This window comes from Glycomyces arizonensis DSM 44726, from assembly GCF_000482705.1.
In the GTDB taxonomy this organism is placed as follows: Bacteria; Actinomycetota; Actinomycetes; order Mycobacteriales; family Micromonosporaceae; genus Glycomyces; species Glycomyces arizonensis.
Genome location: NZ_AXWO01000003.1, coordinates 114,597 through 136,843, shown reverse-complemented (window position 1 = coordinate 136,843; position 22,247 = coordinate 114,597). Strand labels below are relative to the sequence as shown.

Annotated in this window: 23 protein-coding genes; 10 read left to right on the top strand and 13 right to left on the bottom strand. The window is 70.7% G+C overall.

The features are described 5' to 3' along the window. Positions 1 to 43: 43 nt before the first annotated feature. Complete coding sequence (gene ctaE, locus H613_RS0105085; protein ID WP_026922970.1) at positions 44 to 646, bottom strand: aa3-type cytochrome oxidase subunit III; 603 nt, start codon at positions 644 to 646, stop codon at positions 44 to 46. Positions 647 to 910: 264 nt separating this feature from the next. Between ctaE and H613_RS0105080 the strand changes: the two genes are divergently transcribed. Together H613_RS0105080 and trpD are read left to right on the top strand one after the other, a co-directional pair. Then, positions 911 to 1,342: a hypothetical protein gene (locus H613_RS0105080; protein ID WP_342673008.1), complete on the top strand. Its 432-nt coding sequence runs from the start codon at positions 911 to 913 to the stop codon at positions 1,340 to 1,342. A 57-nt stretch (positions 1,343 to 1,399) separates the two neighbouring features. Further along, positions 1,400 to 2,521, top strand: a complete 1,122-nt coding sequence (gene trpD / locus H613_RS24445; RefSeq protein ID WP_051392960.1) for an anthranilate phosphoribosyltransferase — start codon at positions 1,400 to 1,402, stop codon at positions 2,519 to 2,521. Between the two features lie 58 nt (positions 2,522 to 2,579). Here trpD and H613_RS24440 read toward each other — a convergent pair whose 3' ends face one another. The 4 genes from H613_RS24440 to H613_RS24435 all read right to left on the bottom strand — a co-directional run bounded on the left by H613_RS24440 (position 2,580) and on the right by H613_RS24435 (position 6,801). After that, positions 2,580 to 3,362 carry a zinc ribbon domain-containing protein gene (locus H613_RS24440; RefSeq protein ID WP_051392959.1) on the bottom strand — a complete coding sequence of 261 codons (783 nt, stop codon included), beginning with the start codon at positions 3,360 to 3,362 and terminating at the stop codon, positions 2,580 to 2,582. Next, complete coding sequence (locus tag H613_RS0105065; protein WP_026922968.1) at positions 3,352 to 4,185, bottom strand: Nif3-like dinuclear metal center hexameric protein; 834 nt, start codon at positions 4,183 to 4,185, stop codon at positions 3,352 to 3,354. The genes H613_RS24440 and H613_RS0105065 overlap by 11 nt, the downstream gene beginning before the upstream one ends. Positions 4,186 to 4,259: 74 nt before the next feature. Beyond that, positions 4,260 to 5,498 (bottom strand): helix-turn-helix domain-containing protein, encoded by a 1,239-nt coding sequence (locus H613_RS0105060; protein ID WP_035736271.1) that lies wholly within the window; start codon positions 5,496 to 5,498, stop codon positions 4,260 to 4,262. 382 nt (positions 5,499 to 5,880) lie between these two features. Next, a complete protein-coding gene (locus tag H613_RS24435; RefSeq protein WP_051392958.1) occupies positions 5,881 to 6,801 on the bottom strand; it encodes a metallophosphoesterase in 921 nt (306 codons plus the stop codon). A 200-nt stretch (positions 6,802 to 7,001) separates the two neighbouring features. On the opposite strand from H613_RS24435, the gene H613_RS0105050 reads away from it, so the two are divergent. Continuing rightward, positions 7,002 to 9,047, top strand: coding sequence for a M3 family metallopeptidase (locus H613_RS0105050; RefSeq protein ID WP_026922966.1), 2,046 nt, complete (start codon positions 7,002 to 7,004; stop codon positions 9,045 to 9,047). A gap of 159 nt (positions 9,048 to 9,206) precedes the next feature. Here H613_RS0105050 and H613_RS28910 read toward each other — a convergent pair whose 3' ends face one another. The 3 genes from H613_RS28910 to H613_RS0105035 all read right to left on the bottom strand — a co-directional run bounded on the left by H613_RS28910 (position 9,207) and on the right by H613_RS0105035 (position 11,566). After that, positions 9,207 to 9,593: a DUF6188 family protein gene (locus H613_RS28910; RefSeq protein WP_051392957.1), complete on the bottom strand. Its 387-nt coding sequence runs from the start codon at positions 9,591 to 9,593 to the stop codon at positions 9,207 to 9,209. Positions 9,594 to 9,701: 108 nt separating this feature from the next. Then, complete coding sequence (locus H613_RS0105040; protein ID WP_156925832.1) at positions 9,702 to 11,237, bottom strand: stealth family protein; 1,536 nt, start codon at positions 11,235 to 11,237, stop codon at positions 9,702 to 9,704. Between the two features lie 101 nt (positions 11,238 to 11,338). Then, on the bottom strand, positions 11,339 to 11,566 hold the full coding sequence (locus tag H613_RS0105035) for a hypothetical protein (protein WP_026922964.1): 228 nt from the start codon (positions 11,564 to 11,566) through the stop codon (positions 11,339 to 11,341). Positions 11,567 to 11,692: 126 nt separating this feature from the next. On the opposite strand from H613_RS0105035, the gene proC reads away from it, so the two are divergent. The 3 genes from proC to H613_RS0105020 all read left to right on the top strand — a co-directional run bounded on the left by proC (position 11,693) and on the right by H613_RS0105020 (position 14,104). Continuing rightward, on the top strand, positions 11,693 to 12,499 hold the full coding sequence (gene proC / locus H613_RS0105030) for a pyrroline-5-carboxylate reductase (RefSeq protein WP_026922963.1): 807 nt from the start codon (positions 11,693 to 11,695) through the stop codon (positions 12,497 to 12,499). 142 nt (positions 12,500 to 12,641) lie between these two features. Beyond that, positions 12,642 to 13,586 (top strand): NAD-dependent epimerase/dehydratase family protein, encoded by a 945-nt coding sequence (locus H613_RS0105025; RefSeq protein WP_026922962.1) that lies wholly within the window; start codon positions 12,642 to 12,644, stop codon positions 13,584 to 13,586. A gap of 80 nt (positions 13,587 to 13,666) precedes the next feature. After that, complete coding sequence (locus H613_RS0105020; RefSeq protein ID WP_026922961.1) at positions 13,667 to 14,104, top strand: GNAT family N-acetyltransferase; 438 nt, start codon at positions 13,667 to 13,669, stop codon at positions 14,102 to 14,104. Positions 14,105 to 14,646: 542 nt separating this feature from the next. Here the strand turns inward: H613_RS0105020 and bfr are convergent. The 4 genes from bfr to H613_RS0105000 all read right to left on the bottom strand — a co-directional run bounded on the left by bfr (position 14,647) and on the right by H613_RS0105000 (position 17,667). Next, positions 14,647 to 15,129: a bacterioferritin gene (gene bfr / locus H613_RS0105015; RefSeq protein WP_026922960.1), complete on the bottom strand. Its 483-nt coding sequence runs from the start codon at positions 15,127 to 15,129 to the stop codon at positions 14,647 to 14,649. Between the two features lie 146 nt (positions 15,130 to 15,275). Then, on the bottom strand, positions 15,276 to 15,461 hold the full coding sequence (locus H613_RS0105010; protein ID WP_026922959.1) for a (2Fe-2S)-binding protein: 186 nt from the start codon (positions 15,459 to 15,461) through the stop codon (positions 15,276 to 15,278). Between the two features lie 149 nt (positions 15,462 to 15,610). Beyond that, the gene (locus H613_RS0105005) at positions 15,611 to 16,630 is read right to left on the bottom strand and encodes a GntG family PLP-dependent aldolase (RefSeq protein WP_026922958.1); all 1,020 of its coding nucleotides are present in this window, start codon (positions 16,628 to 16,630) and stop codon (positions 15,611 to 15,613) included. A 26-nt stretch (positions 16,631 to 16,656) separates the two neighbouring features. Further along, entirely contained in the window at positions 16,657 to 17,667 is a 1,011-nt protein-coding gene (locus H613_RS0105000) for a TY-Chap domain-containing protein (protein WP_169731948.1), read from the bottom strand. Positions 17,668 to 17,806: 139 nt separating this feature from the next. On the opposite strand from H613_RS0105000, the gene H613_RS0104995 reads away from it, so the two are divergent. The 4 genes from H613_RS0104995 (at position 17,807) to H613_RS0104980 (ending at position 20,130) form a co-directional block, all read left to right on the top strand. Beyond that, positions 17,807 to 18,454, top strand: coding sequence for a DUF3159 domain-containing protein (locus H613_RS0104995; protein ID WP_245598467.1), 648 nt, complete (start codon positions 17,807 to 17,809; stop codon positions 18,452 to 18,454). 128 nt (positions 18,455 to 18,582) lie between these two features. Next, positions 18,583 to 19,272: a Crp/Fnr family transcriptional regulator gene (locus tag H613_RS0104990; protein ID WP_026922955.1), complete on the top strand. Its 690-nt coding sequence runs from the start codon at positions 18,583 to 18,585 to the stop codon at positions 19,270 to 19,272. A 6-nt stretch (positions 19,273 to 19,278) separates the two neighbouring features. After that, a complete protein-coding gene (locus tag H613_RS0104985) occupies positions 19,279 to 19,518 on the top strand; it encodes a hypothetical protein (RefSeq protein WP_026922954.1) in 240 nt (79 codons plus the stop codon). 75 nt (positions 19,519 to 19,593) lie between these two features. Next, complete coding sequence (locus tag H613_RS0104980; protein ID WP_026922953.1) at positions 19,594 to 20,130, top strand: hypothetical protein; 537 nt, start codon at positions 19,594 to 19,596, stop codon at positions 20,128 to 20,130. A gap of 5 nt (positions 20,131 to 20,135) precedes the next feature. Here the strand turns inward: H613_RS0104980 and H613_RS0104975 are convergent, their stop codons facing one another. After that, on the bottom strand, positions 20,136 to 22,109 hold the full coding sequence (locus H613_RS0104975) for a beta-galactosidase (RefSeq protein WP_026922952.1): 1,974 nt from the start codon (positions 22,107 to 22,109) through the stop codon (positions 20,136 to 20,138). Between the last annotated feature and the right edge of the window lie 138 nt (positions 22,110 to 22,247).

Here is a 22,247-nt window from a genome sequence, read left to right as displayed (position 1 = left end):
TATTGCGGCCGGATGCGACGGTGGTCGCCTTCGGCCCGTCTCGTTACTGGAGGAAGTAGATCATCGCGAACAGCGCGATCCACACCACGTCGACGAAGTGCCAGTAGTAGGACACCACGATGGAGGCGGTGGCCTGGGCGGGGGTGAACCGGCCCATCGTCGTGCGGATGAGGAAGATGATGAACGCGACGAGGCCGCCGGTCACGTGGAGTCCGTGGAAGCCGGTGGTCAGGTAGAACATCGACCAGTAGCCGTTCTCGGCGATGGTGTGGCCCTCGCCGACGAGGTTGCGGTACTCGTTGACCTGGCCGAGCACGAAGACGAGCCCCATGACGAAGGTGATGGCGAACCACCTGCGCAGCGCGTAGACGTCGCCCTTCTCGGCGGCGAAGACGCCGAGCTGGCAGGTGATCGAGGAGGCCACGAGGATCACGGTGAACACGAGCGCGTAGGGGATCTCGAGGTGTTCGGTCTGCTCTTCCCACAGCTCCGGTGCGGCGGCGCGGATGGAGAAGTACATCGCGAACAGGCCGGCAAAGAACATCAGTTCACTGCTCAACCACACGATGGTGCCGACACTGACGACATTGGGCCTTGTCAGTGAGTGGATCCGGCTGGGGTCGATAGTTGCTTCGGCGGCAGTCACGGGCACATTATTACGGCTCGGCACTCGCAACCTGTGCATGGGGTGTGTTTTTCCCGCGTGTCGGCCGGAGGTAGGCTCGGGTCCCTTTTCATCGAGTCCGCAGGTCACCCATGGTTTGCCCACTGTGGGCGGAGTGAGTCGCGGAAGTGGCCGCCTCCGGTCTTTCCATTTGAGTGTGGCCGGTTTAATATGCGAGGCGTGACTACCTCAACGACCGAGTACGCGGTGCTGCTCTACAGCCACCGACCCGCCGTGATCGAGCAGATGCGCTCCGCGATCGGGGACGAGCCCGTCGAGGGCGTCCGGATCGAGTACGCCGTGGCCGGCGACTACGACGACGCGGTGGGCCTGATCGACCGCTATGAGATCGACCTGGTCCTGCTCGACGGGGAGGCCCAGCCCGCCGGAGGACTCGGCATCGCCCGCCAGCTCCGCGACGAGTTCGGCCCGCGCCCGTCGCCCCACCCGCCGACGTCGCAAGCGACGTCTTCCCCCAAACCGGAGGAAGCGAAGCTTCCGCAAGTCCCCCTCCTCGCCGTGGTGGTGGCGCGCGCCGCCGACCGCTGGCTCGCGGCCTGGTCGCGCGCCGACGCCGTCCTGAGCCACCCGCTCAACCCCGTGACGACCGGGCAGACGGTAGTAGACTTGCTGGTCGACCGCCGCTCGGCGGCGGTGCCCGCACAGCGCGCCGCCTGAGCGCCGCTTTCGACCTCGGCGGACCCCGTGCGCCGAGCATGAGCTCTTGGAGTCTCCATGACCGATCCGGCCCACCCTTCCCTCGCCGTCGCCGCAGCCGGGGCGCAGGCCGTCCCGACCTGGCCTGACGTCCTCGCGCGCCTGTCGGGCGGCGACCACCTCGACGAGGCCAGCGCCGACTGGGCGATGGCGCAGATCATGGCCGGCAACGCCGACCCGGCGCAGCTGGCGGCGTTCGCGGTGCTGCTGCGCTCGAAGGGCGAGACCGCCGCCGAGATCGCGGCGATCGCCGGGCGGATGCTCGCCGAGACGACGCGGATCGACCTGACCGACCTGGGCGTCGCGGTCGACATCGTCGGCACTGGCGGCGACGGCTCCAACAGCGTGAACATCTCCACGATGGCGGCGATCATCGTGGCCGCCTCGGGCGTGCCGGTGATCAAGCACGGGAACCGCTCGGCCTCGTCGAGCGTCGGCTCGGCCGACCTGCTGGAGGCCCTCGGCGTGGACCTGGAGGCCTCGGCCGACCGCGTCGAGGCGTCGGTCCGCGAGGTCGGCATCGGCTTCTGCTTCGCCAGGACGTTCCACCCCGGCATGCGCCATGCGGGCCCGGTGCGGGCCGCGCTGGGCATCCCGACCGTGTTCAACGTGCTGGGTCCGCTGACGAACCCGGGCCAGCCGAAGGCCGGGCTCATCGGCTGCGCGGACCCGAAGATGGCGCCGCTGATGGCGCAGGTGTTCGCCGAGCGCGGCGCCTCGGTGTTCGTCGTCCGCGGCGACGACGGCCTGGACGAGATCTCGACGTCGTCGACGACCACCGAATGGGTGGTCTCCGGCGGTCGGGTCTCCGAAGGAAGCATCGACATCGAGGAGTTCGGCCTGGTGAAGGCCGGGCAGGAGGCGCTGCGCGGCGGCGACCTGGAGTTCAACACGAACGTCGCCCGCGAGGTGTTCGCCGGGGCGGCAGGGCCGGTGCGGGACGCGGTGCTCATCAACGCGGCCGCGGCGCTGGCCTCGCGCGAGGGCCTGGCGCAGGGCGCGGACCTGCACGACGTGGCCCGCAGGCGGGCGATGCTGGAGGCGGGGCTGAAGAAGGCCGCGAAGGCGGTCGACGACGGCGCCGCTACGGCGTTGGTCGAGCGCTGGGCAGACTTCAGTAAGCGCGTCGGCGAGGCCTGAGGGCGCTCAAGACATCGAGGCGAGGGGCGGACCGGCCGGTCCGCCCCTCGCCTCGCGTCTAGGTGTACTTCTTGAGCTCTTCCTCGGAGGCGCTGGGCTTCGAGCCGGTCGAGGGCAGCTCGGTGCGGATGAGGACGGCGCCGCACTCCTCGCAGCGCAGGACCTCGTCGATGGGGGCCTGGCGGATGGGGATCATGTCGGCCGGGGACTTCTCGATGCGGCACGAGCCGCAGCGGCGCCCGACCAGTTCGGCGGCGGCGATCGGCTGCTTGGCGTGGATGCGCTCGTAGAGCTCGACGAGCCGGTCGGGGATCGAGACGGTCAGGGCGACGCGGTCGGACTCGGCGTCGGCGGTCTCGGCGTCGATCTCGGCGAGCGCCCGCTCCCGTGCGGCCTCGGCGTCGTCGACGGCGTTCTGGGCCTCGACGGACTGGGCGCGGGCGGCCTCGGCCTCGGCTTCGAGCCCTTCGCGGCGCTCCATGAACTCGAGCTCGTCGTCCTCCAGGGTGCCTTGGCGGCGCGCGAGCGATTCGAGCTCGCTCTGGAGTCCTTCGAGTTCTTTGGCGCCCGCCGCGCCGGAGGCCATGCGGTCGCGGTCGGCGGCGGCGCGCTTGGTCACCAGCTCGACCTCCTGCTCGATCCGCTTGATGTCGCGGTCGAGGTCGGCGATGTCGCCGGTGAGGGACGCGGCCCGGTCCGCGAGAGCCTGGAGGCGGCGGCGGGCGTCGGCGGCCGTCGTGTCGGCGTCGAGTCTGCGGCGCCGCTGCTCCAGCTGGGTGAGCGTGGTGTCGACGGCTTGCAGGTCGAGCAGTCGGCGCTGATCGAACAGGTCAGCTTTCAACTCGGTTCACCCCGGAATTCTGATGGATCGTCCACGGATCGGTGTCGATGTCGGAGACGGTCACGTCGTCTGCGAGATCCGACAGTTGTCCCGCAACAGTATCGAGCCAGGGGCGCTCGGTCGCCCAGTGGGCGGCGTCGACGAGGGCCGGGCCGCCGCGGGCGAGGTGCTCGCTCGCGGGATGGTGCCTGAGGTCGGCGGTGAGGAAGACGTCGGCCCCGGCCGCGACCGCGTCGGCGAGGTAGGCGTCGCCCGCGCCGCCGCACACGGCCACGGAGCGCACGGTCCGGCCGGGCTCGCCCGCGCCGCGCACGCCCCAGGCGGTGGGTGGCAGGGCCTTCGCGGCGTGCTCGGCGAATGCCGCGAAGGTGGTCGCAGGGATGGTGCCGATGCGGCCGATGCCCCTGCCGGTGCCCTCGTGCTCGGGGCCTTCGAGGGGGCGCAGCGGGCGCGTGTCGCGCAGGCCGAGGCGGTCGGCCAGGGCGTCGGAGACGCCGGGGTCGGCGACGTCGGCGTTGGTGTGCGCGACGTAGAGGCCGACGCTGCGCTCGATGAGGGTGTGGACGAGGTCGCCCTTGTAGTCCTCGGCCGGGTCGAGGCTGGAGACGCCGCGCAGCAGCAGGGGGTGGTGGGCGACGATGAGGTCGCAGCCGCGTTCGATGGCCTCGATGACGGTCTCGGGGACGACGTCGACGGTGCACAGGACGCGCCGCACCGCGATGTCGCCTCGGCCGCAGACGACGCCGACGCGGTCCCAGTCCTGGGCCCAGTGGCGCGGATAGATCCGGTCGAGCGCGGCGGTCACTTCACTCAGCGTCGGCATGCCTAGGAGTCTATTGACCGCCGGCGGGGCGCGGAAGGGGCGTGCCAGGGCGCGCCCCTTCCACGCGCGGCCGGTCAGTTCAGGGCGCCGACCTGCTCGGCCAGCCGCCGCATCTCGGGCGTCGGTTCGCCCCTGGTGCGGTGGAGGATCTGGTCGATGAGCTCGATGGCGATGGGGCGGCAGCGGATCTCGGCCGGGGCGGTGCGCTCGGCGGCGGTCAGGGCCCTGCCCGCCCGTTCGACGTCGCCGACCTGGACGCAGGCCCTGGCCATGTCGAGGTAGTGGTGGGCGCGCCGCTCGGCGACGAGGTCGGCGAGCGCGGCCTGGTCGATGCCGTCGTGGACGGCGAGCGCGTCGGCGCCCTCGCCGAGCTCGACGAGCGCGGCGGCGCGGTGCAGCAGGACGTTCGTCGGTCCGAACGAGGTGTAGTAGTGGTTGGCGTCGCGGCCGAGGATGGCGGCGGCGCGGTCGGCGCTGTCGAGCAGGTCGGAGCTGGTCGCGCTCTCGCCCGCGAGTGCGGCGGCCATGGCGCCCTGGAGCAGGAGCGCCCCGTAGACGCTGATGGCCTGGGGGCTGGCCGATTCGCCGCCGGTGTCGCTGATGAGCCCGTGGGCGACCTGCACGTTGAGGTCGAGCGCGGCCTGGTAGCGGCCGAGCGCCCGGAGCGCGTTGGCGACTCTGGTGGTGGCGATGCCCGCCAGGAGCGGATCGTTGCCCCTCTGGGCGGCGCTGATGGCGCGGTCGGCGGCGAGCCAGGCGAGCTGGGCCTCGCCGAGTTTGCGCAGCACCGTCGAGGCGATCTGGTAGACCTGGGTCAGCAGTTCGGCGGCGTCGGCGCTGGTGCCGCCGACGGGGTTGTCCTCGGCGACGGGTGTGTCGCGCAGGAGCTGGATGAGCGATCGGGCGACGACCGGGTAGTGGCCCTTCTCGAAGGCGAGCCACGCGTAGGTGACGGCGCCGCGGAGTTCGGGTATCGGGGTCGGCTCGATCGGGGCGGCTTCGAGGAAGCGCCCGAGGCGTTCGTATCGTTCGAGGGACTGGCGGATGGACTCGACCTCCACTTGGTCGAGGCAGCCGCCCAGTCCGGGTCGGCGTTTGGGTTCGCGGCCGAGCAGCTGCCCGGCGTCGATGCTGAGGGCTTCGGCGAGCTCGGTGATGACCGAGTACTTGTCGAGGCGTCGGACGCCCCGCTCGATCTTGTCGACCCAGCTCTTGGACTTGCCGATGCGATCGGCGAATACTTGTTGCGACATGCCGCGGCGGTGGCGCCAATACGCCACTCGCCGCCCCATGGGCTGTGTTTCGGACTCCATCAGACCCCACCGTCCTTATAGGAGTTAAACGCAATTCATCGGGTTTCTCGTTGTGTGATCGGCACTGTGTAGTTGGCATTGCGTAGTTGGTGCTGTGCAGTTGGCGTGCAGTCGGTGTCGTGCAGTCGGTCTCGCGGCGCGGACGGCGGCGGTCGCCTCCGCGACCGCCGTCCGTCGGGGCCGCTCCGGTCGAAGCGGTCATAAGCCTTGAGCCGCGCCCACACGCACCGCTTTCGGCCGATTCCGACCAACTATGTGTCTACAGGCTTTTCGCCCGCGGCACAACGGCCGTGAGCGGGCTTTGTGACACTCCGCCGGGGTTTCCCTACAGTATCGTTCCGCCGTCGCTCGGATATGAGCGTTACGTATCGATATGACGGTTTTACGACCCTCGTTCGCGGGAGGCGCGGACATGCGGAATGCCGATTCGCGTGGTCAGGGCATTGTGTCGGATACCTGACACAAAGGAGTTTCGCCGCAACCGCGGCGCCGTTGCGGGGGCGGCGGTTAAGCCCAGCCGCACCACCAGCGAACGGCCGCCCTGGTACACGCCGCCATCCACATTGAGCACCATGCCGTCGCAGTAGCGCCGCGGCTCGGTCACCTCGCTCGGGTCCACGCCGGTGGTGTCCGGAATCGTCGAGTGGCCGTGGACGAGCTCCTCGCCGCCGAACGAGCGCAGCATCGCGCGCACCCGCGCCGGACCGTCGGCGCCCATGAACTCGTGGCGGCGCGTCAGCTCCCGGAACAGCTGCCACCACTCCTCGGGGTCGTCCGAGGCGAGCACCTCGCGCGCCGCCGCGTTCACGGTCTCCTCGCTGCGCCCGTAACCGAGGTAGGCCTCGGTGTCGGAGTGCATCAGCAGCGACCGGTCGGCCAGGTGGATCACGCGCCTGGTGCGCAGCCACTCGACCTCGTCCTCGGTCAGCTTCTCCAGGTCCTCCTCGAAGCCGCCGTTGAGGACCCACCAGTGCAGGAACTGCCGCTCCAGGCCGTCGACGTCGGTGAAGCCGCGGTCCCCGAAGCGCTTGGAGCCCAGCACGAGGATCTCGTGGTTGCCGATGAGGGTGTCGACGCTCCCGCCCTCGGCGGCGGCGGCCTCGGCGAGACCGCGCAGCAGCCGCACCACCGCCACGCCGTCCGCGCCGCGGTCGAACAGGTCGCCGAGGATCCACAGCCGCGCGTCGCCGCCGGTCCACTCGGCGTCCTCGCCGACCAGTCCGCGGTCGCGCAGCGCCCTGACGAGCGCATCGTAATGGCCGTGGACGTCACTGGCCACGAACAGCGGACTCGAATCAGACATGGCCTCGATAGTAATGCGGCACGGCCGCAGCGGGTGAGGTTGTCGGGCGCTGCCGGCCGCCGCCAATGAACTTGCCGGTCGGCAGGTAGCCGGAATAGGATTCGGCCACCGCCGGGCACCGGCGCCGGGATTCGCGACGCGCGGCCGCGGGCCCGGACGACAATGGGCCTACCCGCAAGCTTCGTCGAGAGGGAACCTCCGTGACCGACAACCCGTTTCTGACCGTCTCCGATCTGCCCTACCATCTCCCCCGGTTCGAGGACGTCGCCGTCGAGCACTACCTGCCGGCCTTCGAGGCGGGCATGGCCGAGGAGCTCGCCGCCGTCGCGGCCATCACCGCCCAGGACGAGGAGCCGACCTTCGCGAACACCGTCGTGGCCCTGGAGCGGGCCGGGACGGGCGTCCTCGCCCGCGTCAGCATGGCGTTCTACAACAAGAACACCTCCGACACCGACGCGGACCACCAGGCCGTCGAGACCGAGATCGGGCCCAGGCTCGCCGAGCACCGCGACAGGATCCTCCTCGACGCCGCGCTGTTCGCCCGCGTCGACGCCCTGTGGCGCCGCCGCGAGGAGCTCGGCCTCGACGAGCAGGACGACCGCCTCCTCGAGCGCTACCACTCCGAGTTCGTCCGCGGCGGCGCCGCGCTCGACGAGGAGGGCAAGGCGCGCCTGTCCCGGATCAACGCCGAACTGGCCGAGCTGTCGGCGAAGTACAACCAGCAGGTCCTGGCCGACATCAACGACGCGGCCGTCCACGTCACCGACTCCTCCGAGCTCGACGGGCTGGGCGAGGCGGCCGTCAAGGCCGCCGCCGCGGCCGCTTCCGACCGCGGTCTGGAGGGCTACCTGCTCACCCAGAGCCTGTTCAGCAACCACCCGCAGCTCGAGCAGCTGAGCGACCGCGGCCTGCGCGAGCGGCTGTGGAAGGCGTCGACCTCCCGCGGCGCGGAGAACGCCGCCACGCTGCTGGCGATGGTGCGGCTGCGCGCCGAGAAGGCCCGGATGCTCGGCTTCGAGCACCACGCCGACTACATCGCCGCCGACCAGACCGCGGGCGACGCCGGGATCATCGCCGAGCGCCTCGCCGGGCTCGCGGCCGCGTCGGTGCGCAACGCCCGCGCCGAGGCCGCCGAACTCCAAGAGCTCGTCGACGCCGAGGACGGCGGCTTCCCGCTCGAAGCCTGGGACTGGTCCTACTACGCCGCGAAGGTCCGGCGGGCCAAGTACGGCTTCGACGCCGACGCGCTGCGGCCGTACCTGGAACTCGACCGGGTCCTGTTCGACGGCGTGTTCGCCGCCGCCGGCCGCGAGTTCGGCCTGACGTTCACCGAGCGGGACGACCTCGTCGGCTACCACCCGGACGTGCGGGTCTTCGAGGTCTTCGACGCGGACGGGACGGCGCTGGGGCTGTTCCTGGCCGATTTCTTCACGCGCGACTCCAAGAAGGGCGGCGCGTGGATGAACCCGATCGTCGTCCAGTCGGAGCTGACCGGCGACCGGCCGGTGGTGGTCAACAACCTCAACATCGTCAAGCCGCCCGCGGGCGAGCCCGCGCTGGTCACCGTCGACAATGTGCGGACGATGTTCCACGAGTTCGGGCACGCCCTCCACGGGCTGTTCTCGGCCTGCCGCTACCCGAAGACGTCGATGACCTCGACGCCGCGCGACTTCGTGGAGTACCCCTCGCAGGTCAACGAGATGTGGATCCTGTGGCCGGAGGTCGTTGCGGAGTACGCGCGCCACCACGTCACCGGCGAGGCCGCCCCGGCGGAGCTGCTGGAGCAGTGGGAGGCGTCGGGCTCCTTCGGCGAGGGCTTCTCCTCGACCGAGTACCTGGCGGCGGCGATCCTCGACCAGGCGTGGCACCGGCTCGCGCCCGAGGACGTGCCGGAGGCGGGCGACGACGCCGCGGCCGCGGTGGAGGCCTTCGAGCGCCGGGCCCTCCAGGACGCCGGGATCGCGATGGAGCAGATCGCCCCGCGCTACCGCTCGGGCTACTTCGCGCACATCTTCGCGGGCGGCTACTCGGCCGGCTACTACTCCTACATCTGGTCGGAGATCCTCGACGCCGACACGGTGGAGTGGTTCAAGGAGCACGGCGGGCTGACGCGGGAGAACGGCGACCACTTCCGCGAGTTCCTGCTGAGCAAGGGCGGGTCGATCGACCCGATGGAGTCCTACCGGCGCTTCCGGGGCCGCGACGCCGAGATCGAGCCGCTGCTGGAGCGCCGCGGCCTGAAGTGAGGCGCTGATCGTCGGCGCCGGGCGGGACAGGGAGCCCGGCGCCGTCTCTGCATTTGGAAGCGCTGTCTTTGCATTTCGAGGCGCCGTCTTTGCACTTCAAGGCGCCGTCTTTGCACTTCAAGGCACCGTCTTTGCACTTCAAGGCACCGTCTTCGTGCTTCAAACGGGGCGGCTGCCGCCCTGCACCGAGACCTCGCCGCCGGGCAGGCAGACGATCCGCTGGCCTTCGGGGCCGGTCAGGTGCCACGCCTCGAAGTCGGGGGCCGCGGGCGCGGTGAGCTGCACCCCGCCGCCGAAGTCGATGCGCAGGCCGGTCGGCGCCCCGACCACGGCCTCCTCGATGATGCGGCCCGACAGCTCGGGCTGGAGCGAGCTCGGGGCGGCCTTGTCGTCGCCCGCGAAGGTGAAGCGATCGCCGCCGGTGTCGGTCACCGCCACTTCGGATTCGATGTCGAGCGTCCAGCCGCCGCCGGTGTGCAGCTCGATCGGGGTCTTCCAGGAGACCTCGTTGATGACCTGGTCGTTGAGTTCGACGATTTGCAGCACGGTTCCCCCTCGGCGTCGCGGACGCGCGCAGCGCGTTCCCTCCGGGCCCGGGAGTGCCCCGGCACGGGCGGGGCCACACCTCACGGCGGAGGATTCGCACGGGCGCACTCAGCGCTCGTACGGCGAGGGCACCGGGAAGTAGGCATCGAGGAACGCCCGCAGCGCCGCCTGCCGCTCGTCGGCCGGGTCGGTGGCGCCGTCGTCGTTGACGCAGAACGTGTCGCGGTCCCTGCGCTCCAGCAGCACCGCCAGGCGCTCGGCGAGGTCCGGCCATCCCAGTTCGAGGTAGGCGTCGTGGACGTCGCCCGCCACCGCGCGGCCGGTCAGGAGCGCGTAGTAGTGGTGCAGGGTCACCACCGACACGTCGTCGACGTCGCGGAAGGCGCTGCCCGCCGTCGCGGCGTGGGCCGGGCCGAACTCCTTCTCCACCTCGGCGAGCACGCTGCGCAGCATCGGGTACGGCGCGTGCTTCATCATCTGCGAGACCGTCCGCCCGAACGCCCGCTCCACCAGGGCCCGGTCGTTCTTGAAGGCCGCGTTCGGCGGCGCGTCGGCCGCGCTCGCCGGGCCGGGCCCCACGAACGCCTCGGCCGGGAAGAAGCGGCCGATCCCGCCCGGCTCGAAGAACGTCCGCGGCCCGAGCGGGCGGCCGACGAACATGTCGTCGTTGAGGTACAGGAAGTGCTCCGAGAGCCCTTCGATGCGGTGCAGCTGCGTCTCGATGGCGTGGGAGTTGAACGTCGGCAGGCGTCCGGGGTCGTCGAACAGCTCGGTGTGGTCGACGACGGTGAGGCCGGGGACCTCGGTGTCGAGCCAGCGGGGCCGCTGCGCGTCGGTCACGAGGTGAACGCGGCGCACCCACGGGGCGTTCAGGTGCAGCGAGCGCAGCGAGTAGCGCAGCTCCTCGCGGTCGGCGAAGCGGGCCTCGCTGGCCGAGTCGGGGTGGTAGGGCGGGCGAGCGGCCTCCCGGCGGCGGCGCCAGGCGCGGTCGGCGCCGTCGACCCAGGTGTAGACGACGTCGATCGGGAAGTCCACGTGGTCCGGGCCGGGCACGGCGAACTCGGGGCGGGTGACGACGCCGGGCACGTCATCGCGCGGACCCGCGGCGAGCGCGGTGAACAGCCCGGCCGGGGCGGTCACGGGCGCGCCGCCCTGCCGGACGATCGGGCTGACGCGGTTGTGGCGCGGCGCGAGCAGGCAGCCGTCGGCCGTCTCGGTCCAGAACTCGACGTCGCAGCCGTACTCGGCGCCGAAGACGAGGCTGCGGGTGGGCTCGGTCCACAGCCAGTCGGCGCGCACCACCGGGACGTCGCCGATGTCGTGCGATGCGGACGGCTCGGGGACCGAGAGGCGGCCGCCGGTGGTGTCGCAGAGCATCGCCAGGGCGGCGCATACGCGGTGGCGGTCGAGCGCGTCGACGCCGACGACGGGGCGGGTGAGGCTGCGGCCGGGCACGGCGAAGCAGTCGACGCCGACGGCGCCCAGGACCGCCGCGACGATGTCGAGGTTGCGCCGCCACACTTCGAGCGGGGTGGGGGCCGCGAGCGCGTAGGCGGGCCGGATCTGGGAGTCGTGCAGGAGGTGGCCGGAGGAGAGGTCGGCGAAGAACCGGCGCGGTTCGAGCGCTTCGACGCCTGCGGACACGGGGGCCTCCTGACCGTTGACGCCCGTCCGGGCGGCGGGCCACGGGCAGGTGACGAAATAGTGTCAGAAAAGTGGCCGAACCGCCAACCGCAGCAGTCCTCTCAGAGGCGGCGCCCGGCGGCGTGGCGGACCGCTCCGGCGATCTTGAGGCCGACGCCGATGACGCTGAGGCAGATGGCGGCGAGCGCGATGCCGGCGTGGAAGACGAAGAGGGAGATGACGACCGCGGCGAAGGCCAGCAGGAGTACGAAGTTGGCGGCGTAGTCGTCGGGGCCGGAGTCCGCCGGCCGCTGGGCGTTGCCCGACTTGGATTCTTCGGAAGCGCTCACGTCACGACCATATCGGGATCGGCCCCCGCGCATGGTCCATGTGCCGGTACGGGGGCCTTCGGGCGGTGTGCGGGGACGCCGGAGGGGGCACAATCGGTGGGGCAACCGATTTCGAGAGGAGCGGCCATGCGGACGGTGGCGGTACTGGGAGCCGGGAAGATGGGGCAGGCGATCCTGTCGGGCCTGCTGCGCGCGGGCTGGGAGCACGGCTCGGTGGTGGCGACGGCGCGCAGCGCCGAGCGCGCCGCGGAGCTGCGCGAGGCCTACGGCGTGGCCGTGGAGCCGAACGCCGAGGCGGTGCGGCGCGCCGACGTGGTCGTGGTGGCGGTCAAGCCGCAGGACGCGGCGGCGCTGTTGGAGGAGCTGCACGGCGTCTTCGTCGCGGGCGTGCCCGTGGTGAGCATCTGCGCGGGGCTGCCGACGGCGTTCTTCGAGAAGCGCCTGCCCGATTCGACGCCGGTGGTGCGGGCGATGCCGAACACCCCGGCGCTGGTCGACGAGGCGATGACGGTGCTCTCGGCGGGCACCCACGCCGACGCGGCGTGCCTGGCCTCGGTCGAGGAGCTGTTCACGCCGCTGGGCCGCACGCTCATCGTCGAGGAGAAGCACCAGGACGCGGTCACCGCGATCTCGGGTTCGGGCCCGGCCTACTTCTACTACCTGGCCGAGGCGATGACCGAGGCGAGCGTCCTCATGGGGCTGCCGCGGGCGGTGGCGTGCGAGCTGGTGGCGCAGACGGCGCTCGGGGCGGCGCGGATGGTCAGCGAGGCCGACGCCTCCCCCGCCGAGCTGCGCGAGGCGGTGGAGTCCCCGGCGGGGACGACGATCAGCGCGGTGCGCCAGCTGGACAACCACCGGGTGCGCTCGGCGGTGACCGACGCGGTCGAGGCGGCCCGCGACCGGGCGCGGGAGATCGCCGACGAGTACGCCTGAGCGGCTTCGGGGTTCCCTTCTCGCCGAAGCGTCGTAGATCACTGCACAAAAAAGAGAGCAGTGCTCTTGACAGTTTCGCTTCAGCGTGCGATCGTTGATTCATGACGAGAGCACCGCTCTCAATCGCGAGAAGGGAACCCCCATGACCGACCACGTGATCCTCGGCAAAGGCCAGATCGGCTCCACCGTCGCCCGCATCCTCGCCGACCGGGGCGAGCGCGTCCGGGTGCTCAGCCGCTCCGGCGGCACCGACGCCCCAGGCATCGAACACGCCAAGGTCGACGCCCGCGACGCCGCGGCGCTCACCGCCGCCACCGCCGGGGCCGATGTCATCTACAACTGCGCCAACCCCGCCGGGTACCACCAGTGGGCCGAGGAGTGGCCGCCCATGTTCGCCGCCATCCTCGCCGCCGCCAAGGCCCACGGTGCGAGCCTGGTCAACACCGGCAACCTCTACGTCTACGGGCCCGTCAGCGAGCCGATGACCGAGCGGACCCCGCTGCGCTCCCCCGGCCACAAGGGGCAGATCCGCATCAAGATGTGGGAGGACGCGATGGCGCTGCACCGCGCCGGCGACCTGCGCTTCACCGAGGCGCGCGGCTCCGACTACTTCGGGCCCGGGGCCCTGGCCGACGCCATGCTCGGCGAGCGGTTCGTGCGGCCCGTCATCGAGGGTAAGAACCTCTCGGTGTTCGGCGACCCGGACGCGCCGCACAGCTTCACCTACATCCCCGACGTGGCGAACGCGCTGGTGCGGCTCGGCGGCGACGACCGGGCGTGGGGACGGCCCTGGCACGTCCCGACCGCCCCGGCGCGGTCGCAGCGCGAGATGGCCGAGGCGCTGGCGAGGCTCCTCGGGCGCGACGCGGTCGCGGTCAGGCGGCTGCCGTGGTGGCTCCTGATCAGGGTGATCGGGACGTTCCAGCCGGCCATGCGCGGCATCACCGAGACCCGCCACCAGTGGGACGGCCCGTACGTCATGGAGTCCTCGGACTTCACCGAGACGTTCGGCGACGAGCCGACCGGCACCGAGGCGGCGCTCGCCGAGACCATCGAATGGTGGCAGCGCCGACTGGTCGCGGCTTAGGGCTGGGCCGCGCTTTAGAGAAGACCACATCGCGGGCGTGTGCCGCTTCGGCGGCGCGCGCCCCTGCTCTAATTGCCCTCATGCGCGACATACGACACGGCCGGTTCGCCGACCTCGACGGTGCGACGGTGTTCGGCCTGGCGCGGCTGCGGCAGGAGGTGTTCGTCGTCGAGCAGGAGTGCGCCTATCCGGACCTCGACGACCGCGACACCGAGCCGGAGACCGTCCACTTCTGGATCGGCGAGGGCGCCCGCGCCGTCGCCTGCCTGCGGCTGCTGCGCGACGGCGGCGGGTGGCGGATCGGGCGGGTCTGCTGCGCCCAGGGCGAGCGCGGGCGGGGGTTGAGCGGGGCGCTCATGGCCGCCGCGCTCGAAGCGGCCGGGCCGGAGGCCGACGTCGCGCTCGACGCGCAGTCCTATGCGGCCGGGTTCTACCGCCGGTACGGCTTCGCCGAGCACGGCGAGGAGTTCGTCGAGGACGGCATCCCGCACGTCCCGATGCTGCGGCGTGGCAAGTGAGCGAGCGGACTGCGACCTGGTGAAGAGGCGCGGGTCAGTCGGCGTTGCCCGAGCGTCCGGCACCCGTCCCGTGCGGGAAGGGCATACGGGAGTTCGGCGCGGAAGGGGCGGAGCGCCCGGCTCGCGCTCCGCCCCGCTATCCCTCTTGTATCAGGTCGATCCGGACGTGTTCTCAGAAGTTCTGACTGAAAGTTTCGCGAAACTTTCATTCAAAGTATCGATATGTTACGATCCCATGGTCGACGCTGTCAAGACCAGCGACGGCATACCACTGTGGTGGAGATGTGAGGGGCTCTACCGCAAAAGGAGAGGGGGCCGGCTGCCGCCGGCCCCCTCTGCCATGTCCGATGGACGCCTGTCGTCACCGGAGGCGAAGCCTCCGCCGCACCCGCGGCGAGCGGCTCCGCGTCCGATAACCGCGCCGAAAGTTCCATGGCCCCGGCGCCGAGAGCACTCGCTCGGCCGGTAGATGTTCTCTCTCACCGAACGGAACTACCGCCCCAGCGTCGAGCACCTCCGCAACCGAGCACTCCGCGGCGCCGCTACGCCTCGCTCGGCTGCTCGATGAGCGACTGGATGTACAGCTCCTCGCCGATCTTCTCGACGATGTCGAGCTGCGTGTCCAGGTAGTCGATGTGGTGCTCCTCGTCCTTGAGGATGCCCTCGAAGAGGTCGCGCGAGACGTAGTCCTTGACCGACTCCATGTACTCGATGCCGCGCTTGAGGCGGTCGATGGCCTCGACCTCGATCTCCCGGTCGCAGCGGAAGATCTCCGGCACGCTCTGCCCGATCCGCAGCGGGAAGAGCCGCTGGTAGTTCGGCAGCCCTTCGAGGAAGAGGATGCGGTCGGTGAGGATCTCGGCGTGGCGCATCTCATCGAGCGACTCGGCCCGGGTGTACTTCGCCAGCTTGGTGTAGCCCCAGTTCTCCTGCATCTTGGCGTGCAGGAAGTACTGGTTGATGGCGGTGAGCTCGGCGCTCAGCTGCTCGTTGAGGAATTCGATGACCCGCTTGTCGCCCTGCATGTCGCTGTCCTTCCCAGATGATCGCGGCCGGTCCGCCGACCGGCGGCCCCAGCGTATGCCGAGGTGGGGCCGGATTTCCAGTCAGGAATACCTAAAATAGGACAAGCTAGCCTAACTCCGGGCTCGCATGGCGCGCCGATCGCGGCTCAGGCGGCCGGGACGGACTCCTCGGCGAAGTAGCGCTCGATCATGTCGGCCAGGCGCTGGCGGCAGTTGCCGCAGCCGGTCCCGGCGTCGCAGGCGTCGCCGATCTCGTCTTCGGTGCGCGCACCGGCACGGATGCAGTCGTGGACCTCGTGGTCGTGGACCCCGTGGCAGATGCATGCGTACATCCCGAGACCTCCGGGAGCTTAGGCTTGGCTAATAAAGGCATGCCTAACCTACTCTCGGTTCCGGCGGGGCGGCAACCTCCGAACGGTGGGACGATCCCGGCCTAACGGACAATGCCATCTCAGACAGCGCCGTTTCGAACAATGACGCTTCAGACGGCGCGGCCTTGGACCAGCTCGCCGAGGACCTTGACGGCGTGGTCGATCCCGGCGTCGTCGACGTCGAGGTGGGTGAGCAGGCGGCCCCAGTCGGGCCCGAGCGCCGAGATGCGGACGCCCTGCTCCGCCGCGGCGGCGGCCACCGCCGCGATCTCGGGAATCCGCAGCAGGACCACGTTCGTCTCCACCTGGGCGGCGTCGCAGACGCCGAAGGGCTCGAGCGCCTCGGCCAGGCGCTTCGCCCGGGCGTGGTCGTCGGCGAGCCGCCCGATGTTGTTCGCCAGTGCGAAGCGGCCGGCCTCGGCGAGGTACCCGGCCTGCCGCATGCCGCCGCCGAGGCGCTTGCGGATCACGCGGCCGCGCTCGGCGCGCTCGGCGTCGGTGACCAGCAGCGAGCCGACCGGGGCGCCGAGGCCCTTGGAGAGGCACACCGAGACGGTGTCGAACAGGCGGCCGTACTCGTGGAGCGGGACGCCGGTGGCGACGTGCGCGTTCCAGAGCCGCGCCCCGTCCAGGTGCAGGGCGAGGCCGCCGGCGTCGGCGAGCTCGCGCAGCGCCCGCAGCTGATCGAGGGGCTGGACGGTGCCGCCGCCGATGTTGTGGGTGTTCTCCACGGCGATGGCGCGCGTGGTGGTGGCGTACGGATGCGGAGGGTTGACCATCGGCTCGACGAGCGAGACGTCGAGGCGCCCGCTCGGGGCGTGCCAGGTGCGCGTCGAGATGCCGCCGAGCGCCGCGGCGGCCCCCATCTCGAAGTTGACGACGTGCGCCTTGGCGTCGCACAGCAGCTCCTCGCCGGGCGGCACCAGCAGTTGCAGGGCGATCTGGTTGGCCATGGAGCCGGTGGGCGTGAAGACGGCGGCCTCGTGCCCGAGCAGCGCGGCGGCCTCGGCTTCGAGGGCGTTCACGGCCGGGTCCTCGCCGTAGACGTCGTCGCCGACCTCGGCGTTCATCATGGCCTGGAGCATGGCCGGGCCGGGGCGGGTGACGGTGTCGGAGCGCAGGTCGACGATCATGCCCCGACCCTACTCGGGCCCCGTCAGTAGGGGTTGTCGCCGTTGCCGATGCCGAGGACCGGCAGGTACATGCGTTCGCCGTCGGCGGTGAAGCCGTCGTAGACGATGTCGAACAGGTCCTGGATGCCGAAGGCGCGCAGGGCGTCGACCATCATGTGGGCGGCCTGGGTGGTGGCGGCGCGGTCCGTCGAGGGGAAGGTGCGCGACCAGTTCGGCTGGCCGCCGCTGGGGGCGCGGTAGCCCATGCCGGGCAGGTTCGACAGGCCCGCGCGCCAGTTGCCCTTGACGGCGGCGGAGGCCTCGACGCGGAGCCCGCCGTCGACGAAGGCGGCGACGTAGCGGGCCGACCAGTCGCCGGTGCGCAGCAGCACGGTCCCGGCGGTGTCGATGGTGGGGACGTCGGCGGCCATGTCGCCCAGGAGGGAGGAGAGCCGCTCGGTGAACTCGCCCATGTCGTAGCAGGCCGGCTCGGGCGGGCGCTCGCCCTTGCGGGCGAAGGCCTGCCAGCCGGAGACGTCGCCCTTGCCGACCGCGTGGGCCTCGAGCTGCTCGAACACCTGCGGGGAGAGCAGCCGGAGGGTCACGCCGCCGTGGAAGCGGCGCAGGTGCAGCTCGAAGATCAGGCCGTCGCGGTACCAGCGGATCCACGGGCCGCCGTCGCCGCCGCGCACCTCGGGAGCGCCGAGCTCGTTCATCATGGTGCGCAGCACTTCGCGGAACACGATCGTGCGGTGGTTCTCGCCTTGGCGGCCGCGCTCGGCGGACCTGAGGACCATGACCTCGATGGAGTAGAAGTCGGCGCGGCCCGACAGGGGCGTCTGGGGCGGGACGGAGTCGGCGATGGCGTTGCCGGTGTCGTAGCCGGTCTCGGCGCGCCACATGCCGATGTCGACCTCGGCGGAGCGGACCTGCCAGCCGAGGCCCGTCATGGCCCGCTGCAGATCGCTCTTGCTCCACCGCCCGAAATCGGTCTGCCGGGCACGACGAAGAAGCTCAACGAGCTGCGATTCGCTGATCCGGTGTGTGCCGAGCATCAGGTACTGCGCCAATCCATCCGTGGGTCGAGCCGAGCCGGGCGGATGCCGGTCGGCTCGCTTTGGTCAGGGTAGCCTTGCCTGTCGTAACGGCGTCTCGAGGGTGAAGGTCGGCGGTTTGTCTACAGGGTCCGATACTGTGCGGCAAGACACGCTTGTCAGCCTACTAGGCGGCAGGCGCGGGGCGTTCGACGCCACCGCCCCGCTCGTGGTGTTCATCCTCACCTGGCTGGCCGCGGGGCGCTCGATCGGCTGGGGCGTGGGAGCGTCGCTCGTCGCGGCCGCGGTGATCGCACTCGTGCGGCTCCGACAGCGGGCCAAGCCGAGGGCCGTGCTGCTGGGCCTGCTGAGCGTCTGCGTCGCGGGCATCATCGTCCTCTACACAGGACGGGCGGCGGACATCCTCCTCCCCCGCGTCCTCTCGAACGCCGCGAGCGCCCTGGTGTGGGCCGGCTCGATCGTCTTCCGCTGGCCGCTGTTGGGCGTCGTCGTCGGCGCCCTGCTCGGCCAGAGGGCCCGCTGGCGGTCCGACCCGGCGCTCCTGCGCGCCTACAGCGCCGCCTCGTGGACATGGGTGGCGATGTACGCGCTGCGAGTGGTGGTCCTGACCCCGTTCTGGCTCTCCGACCACGAGGACTTCGCCGTGGTGGGGGGAGGCGTGGCCCAGGTCCTCCTCTCCTGGCCGCTCCTGGCCCTGTGCCTGGTGGTCTCGGGAGCGGCGATGAAGGCCCTCCTCCCGAACGACCACCCGGGCCTCCGCCATCCGCAGGGGCCGCCGGAAGACTGAGGCCCTGAGGCCGCAATGTTCACTCAAGTGGCGTTGATGTGCACCCGTTTGATCACAGCAATGTCGGGTTTCCGACAAAGGCGTGTCGGAGCTGCGATCTTGGTGTGCGTATTTTTACACTTAAGAGTATGGAAGTTTCCACTGGCGCCTGGGGCGATCTCCTCACGGATGCGGAGTTCGCCGAGCTCGCGGCGCAGGGCCATATGGTCACGTATCCCGCGCGCACGGTGGTGATCCGCCAAGGGGACCAGTCGGATTTTGTGCTCTACCTGGCAAAAGGAAATATGAAGGCGGTATTGCCGTCCGCCCGGGCCGTGGTGGAGATCCATCGGGCCGGCGACCTGGTCGGCGAGCTGTCCTCCTTGACCGCCTCCCCCCGTTCGGCGGACGTGGTGACCATGACCGACGTCGAAGCGCTCCTGGTGCCCGGCCGGGTGTGGCGCGAGTTCATCACCTCGAACGTGCGAGCGGCGTGCGCCCATTACTCGCGGCTGGCCGAACGGCTGCTCAAGAGCGACAACGCCAAGGGATTGTCCTTGACCAGCAGTGAGAGCCGCTTGGCCAGGGCTATCCTGAGACTCGCCGCGAGCGGACTGGGAGTCGAGACCGACGACGGCCTGGTGATCAGCGGCTTCAAGCAACGCGACCTGGCGGAGATCGCCAAGGTGTCGCGGGAATCGACCGTTGCCGTGCTGGGGCGGCTGCGCGACATGGGCGCCGTCTCCACCGGCCGCGAGCGGTTGACGGTGCGCAACATGGACGTCATCGCGCAGCTCGCGGAGCGCGACGGAACCACTGGAAGAGAAAGGGCGGGGTGAGCGGCCATGTGGTCCATCGACGCCGTGGGGCTCCCTTTACTCGTCCCGGTCATCGGTTCGATCGCACTGGTCGTCCGAGCCTGGATCGGCCATCGGACCACCAAGGTCCGAGAGGCCGCCAAGACCGAGCGCATCCGAGAGCGGGCCAAGACCGAACGTCTCCACAGGCTCCTCAAGGACTGCACGCCCGCCGAACGCGCCCGCATCATCCGAGCGGCGCGTCGTCGCGAAAGCCCTGACTCCTGAGCCCTCACCCGGGGCCGTGTTCCACCTGACCACCATAGGCGAATCTCATTCATCTCGAATTGCAGGGAACACAGATTGCAACCGCAGAGGCGGCCGGCTTACGACGGCGCCGACCTTGTCGGACTCATATGGCAGCTCGTCTACGAGCGGGATTTCGAACCGGCCGACTTCGTCATCGCCGGCAGCGCACGATTGTGGATCGACGGCTATATCCGCGAGGTATCGGACCTCGATGTGGTCGCGCGCGGTGCCACGTGGGAACGCGCATGGGACATGGCGCTCCGCGGCGAAGCGCTGTTCGGCGAGGGTTCGGTCGACCACGCGAAGGTCATTCGGCTGTTCGGTGACCGTGTGGAGGTCGGCGACCATTGGGTGCTGCCGACCATCAGCGCCGATGAGCTCATCGACGAGGCCGACGTCATCGGCGGCCTGCGGTATTTCCGACTCGAGACCGTCCAGCTCTACAAGAAGTACCTCGATCGGGCGAAGGACCGGACCGATCTGGAGGCGTTGCGGGTCAAGCGGCCGCGGCTGCCGGATCCGATCGACCGCCTGCGTTCGGTCAAGGTGGCCCCTTTGGACACGGCCGCCCTGCTGTCGCCTGACGCCTGAAGCGGTCACCGCTCTCGGACGACGGCGGCCGAGTTGCCGTGGAGGTGGGTCTTCGGGGTCCAGGTCGCTCCCGTCAGGAGGTCGGTGCCTTCGGTCGGGATCGTGACGGGCCTGTCGGTGTGGTTGAGCGCGAAGAGGTAGGTGCGGCCGTCCTCGTGGGCGCGGCGGACCGTCTCGACGCCGGCGGGCAGGCCGGGGACCGTGGGGGTCAGATTCAGGCGGTCGAGGAACGGGTCGAGGTCGGTGAGCCTGGTCGAGAGGTACCAGACCTCGCCGTCGCCGAGCCCGCGGTGGAAGAGCGCCCCGGTCGAGGGGTAGCCGATGAAGCGGGCGGCGACCTCGGCGTCCTCGGCCTTGGCGATCTCGCTCCAGGCGTGGCCCTCGGTGCCGTCGTCGAGGGCGATCGTCTCGCCCTCGTGGAGCGGCGCGAACTCCTCGACGCGGACCCCGAGGAGGTCGCGCAGCGCCCCGGGCAGACCGGGGTGGACGTGGTCGTTGCGGTCGACGATCCCCGAGTAGGGGCCGACGACGAGCGTGCCGCCGCCCTCGACGTAGCGGCGCAGGTTCGCGTCGTCCTCGAGCAGGTACAGCGACGGGGCGAAGACCGCGGCGTAGCGCGACAGGTCCCATGCGGGGTTGGCGAGATCGCAGGTGACGCCGCGGCGCCACAGGGCCGCGTGCCAGCGCCGCAGCTCCGGATAGGAGGCCATGTGGCCCGAGGGCTGGCCTGGGTTCGCGGCGGCCCAGACCGATTCGAAGTCGAGCAGGATCGCCGCCTTCGACTGGACGACCGAGCCCTTGACCTCGGCCAGGCGCTTGAGCCAGCCGCCGAGCGTCTTGACCTCGCGGAAGGTCTTGGTCTCGGGCCCGCCGTGGGGCAGCATCGCCGAGTGCCAGCGTTCGGTGCCGTACCGCGAGGCGCGCCACTGGAAGTACATGGCGCCCTCGGAGCCGTGCGCCACATAGGACAGCGAGTGGCGCAGCTGCTCCCCCGGCTTCTTGGCGAAGTAGCCGCCGCGCCAGGCCGAGGAGTTGGCGGCCTGCTCCATCAGAAGCCACGGGCCGCCGCGGGCCAGCCCGCGCGAGGCGTCGGCGCCGAAGGCGACCTGCGCCTCGGGCTCGATCGGGCCTTCGGGGATGAGGTAGTGGTCGGTGGCGATGAGCCGGTCGGCGGCATTGAGATGTTCGCCCCACCTGTGGTAGTCCAGGCCCGAGAAGTCGCCGGTGACCATGAGGTTGGTGGTGATCGGGACGCCGGGCGAGTGGCGCTCGACCGCCTCGGCCTCGGAGCGGAAGAGCTTCAGCAGCGCGTCGGAGCTGAACCGCTTGAAGTCGAGCAGGTGTCCCGGGTTCGGGGTCTCGGCGGAGATCCGCGGCGGCAGCACCTGCTCCCAGTCGGTGAAGGTCTGGGACCAGAACGTGGTGCCCCAGGCGTCGTTGAGGGCGTCGAGGTCGCCGTGGCGCTCGGCGAGCCAGGCGCGGAACGCCTCGGCGGCCAGGTCGCAGTAGCAGGACCGGTAGTACTCGTTGCCGATGTGCCACATGGCGAGCGCCGGGTGCCCGGCGTAGCGTTCGGCCAGTTTGGACGCCATCTCGACGACGGCGTCCTGGAAGGCCGGGGCGTGCGGGCAGTACTCGGCGCGGGCGCCGTAGTTGAGTCGGTGCCCTTCGGGGTCGACCGGGAGCGTGTCGGGGTGGAGCTGGGAGAACCACGGCGGCGGCGAGGCGGTCGAGGTCGCCAGGTCGGCCTTGATGCCGGCCTCGGCGAGGGTGTCCATGATGGCGTCGAGCTCGTCGAAGTGCCACCGGCCCGGGCCGGGGTTGATCCGGCCCCACGAGAAGATGTTGACGCTGACCAGGTTCACCCCGGCCTCGCGCATGAGCGCGATGTCCTCGTCCCAGACCTCCCTGGGCCACTGCTCGGGGTTGTAGTCGCCGCCGAAGGCGAGGCCTTCGACGGTGGGCACGATGTCGGTCATGCGGTGTTCCCTCTCGTGCGGCCGGGCCGCACCTCGGCTGTTCGGCAACGGTGTTGACCAGTGTCGTTGGATAGCGCTTGCTTACCGGAGGCCAGCATATCGGCGCCGCGCCGGGCCCGCAAACGGGCGGGCGCGGCG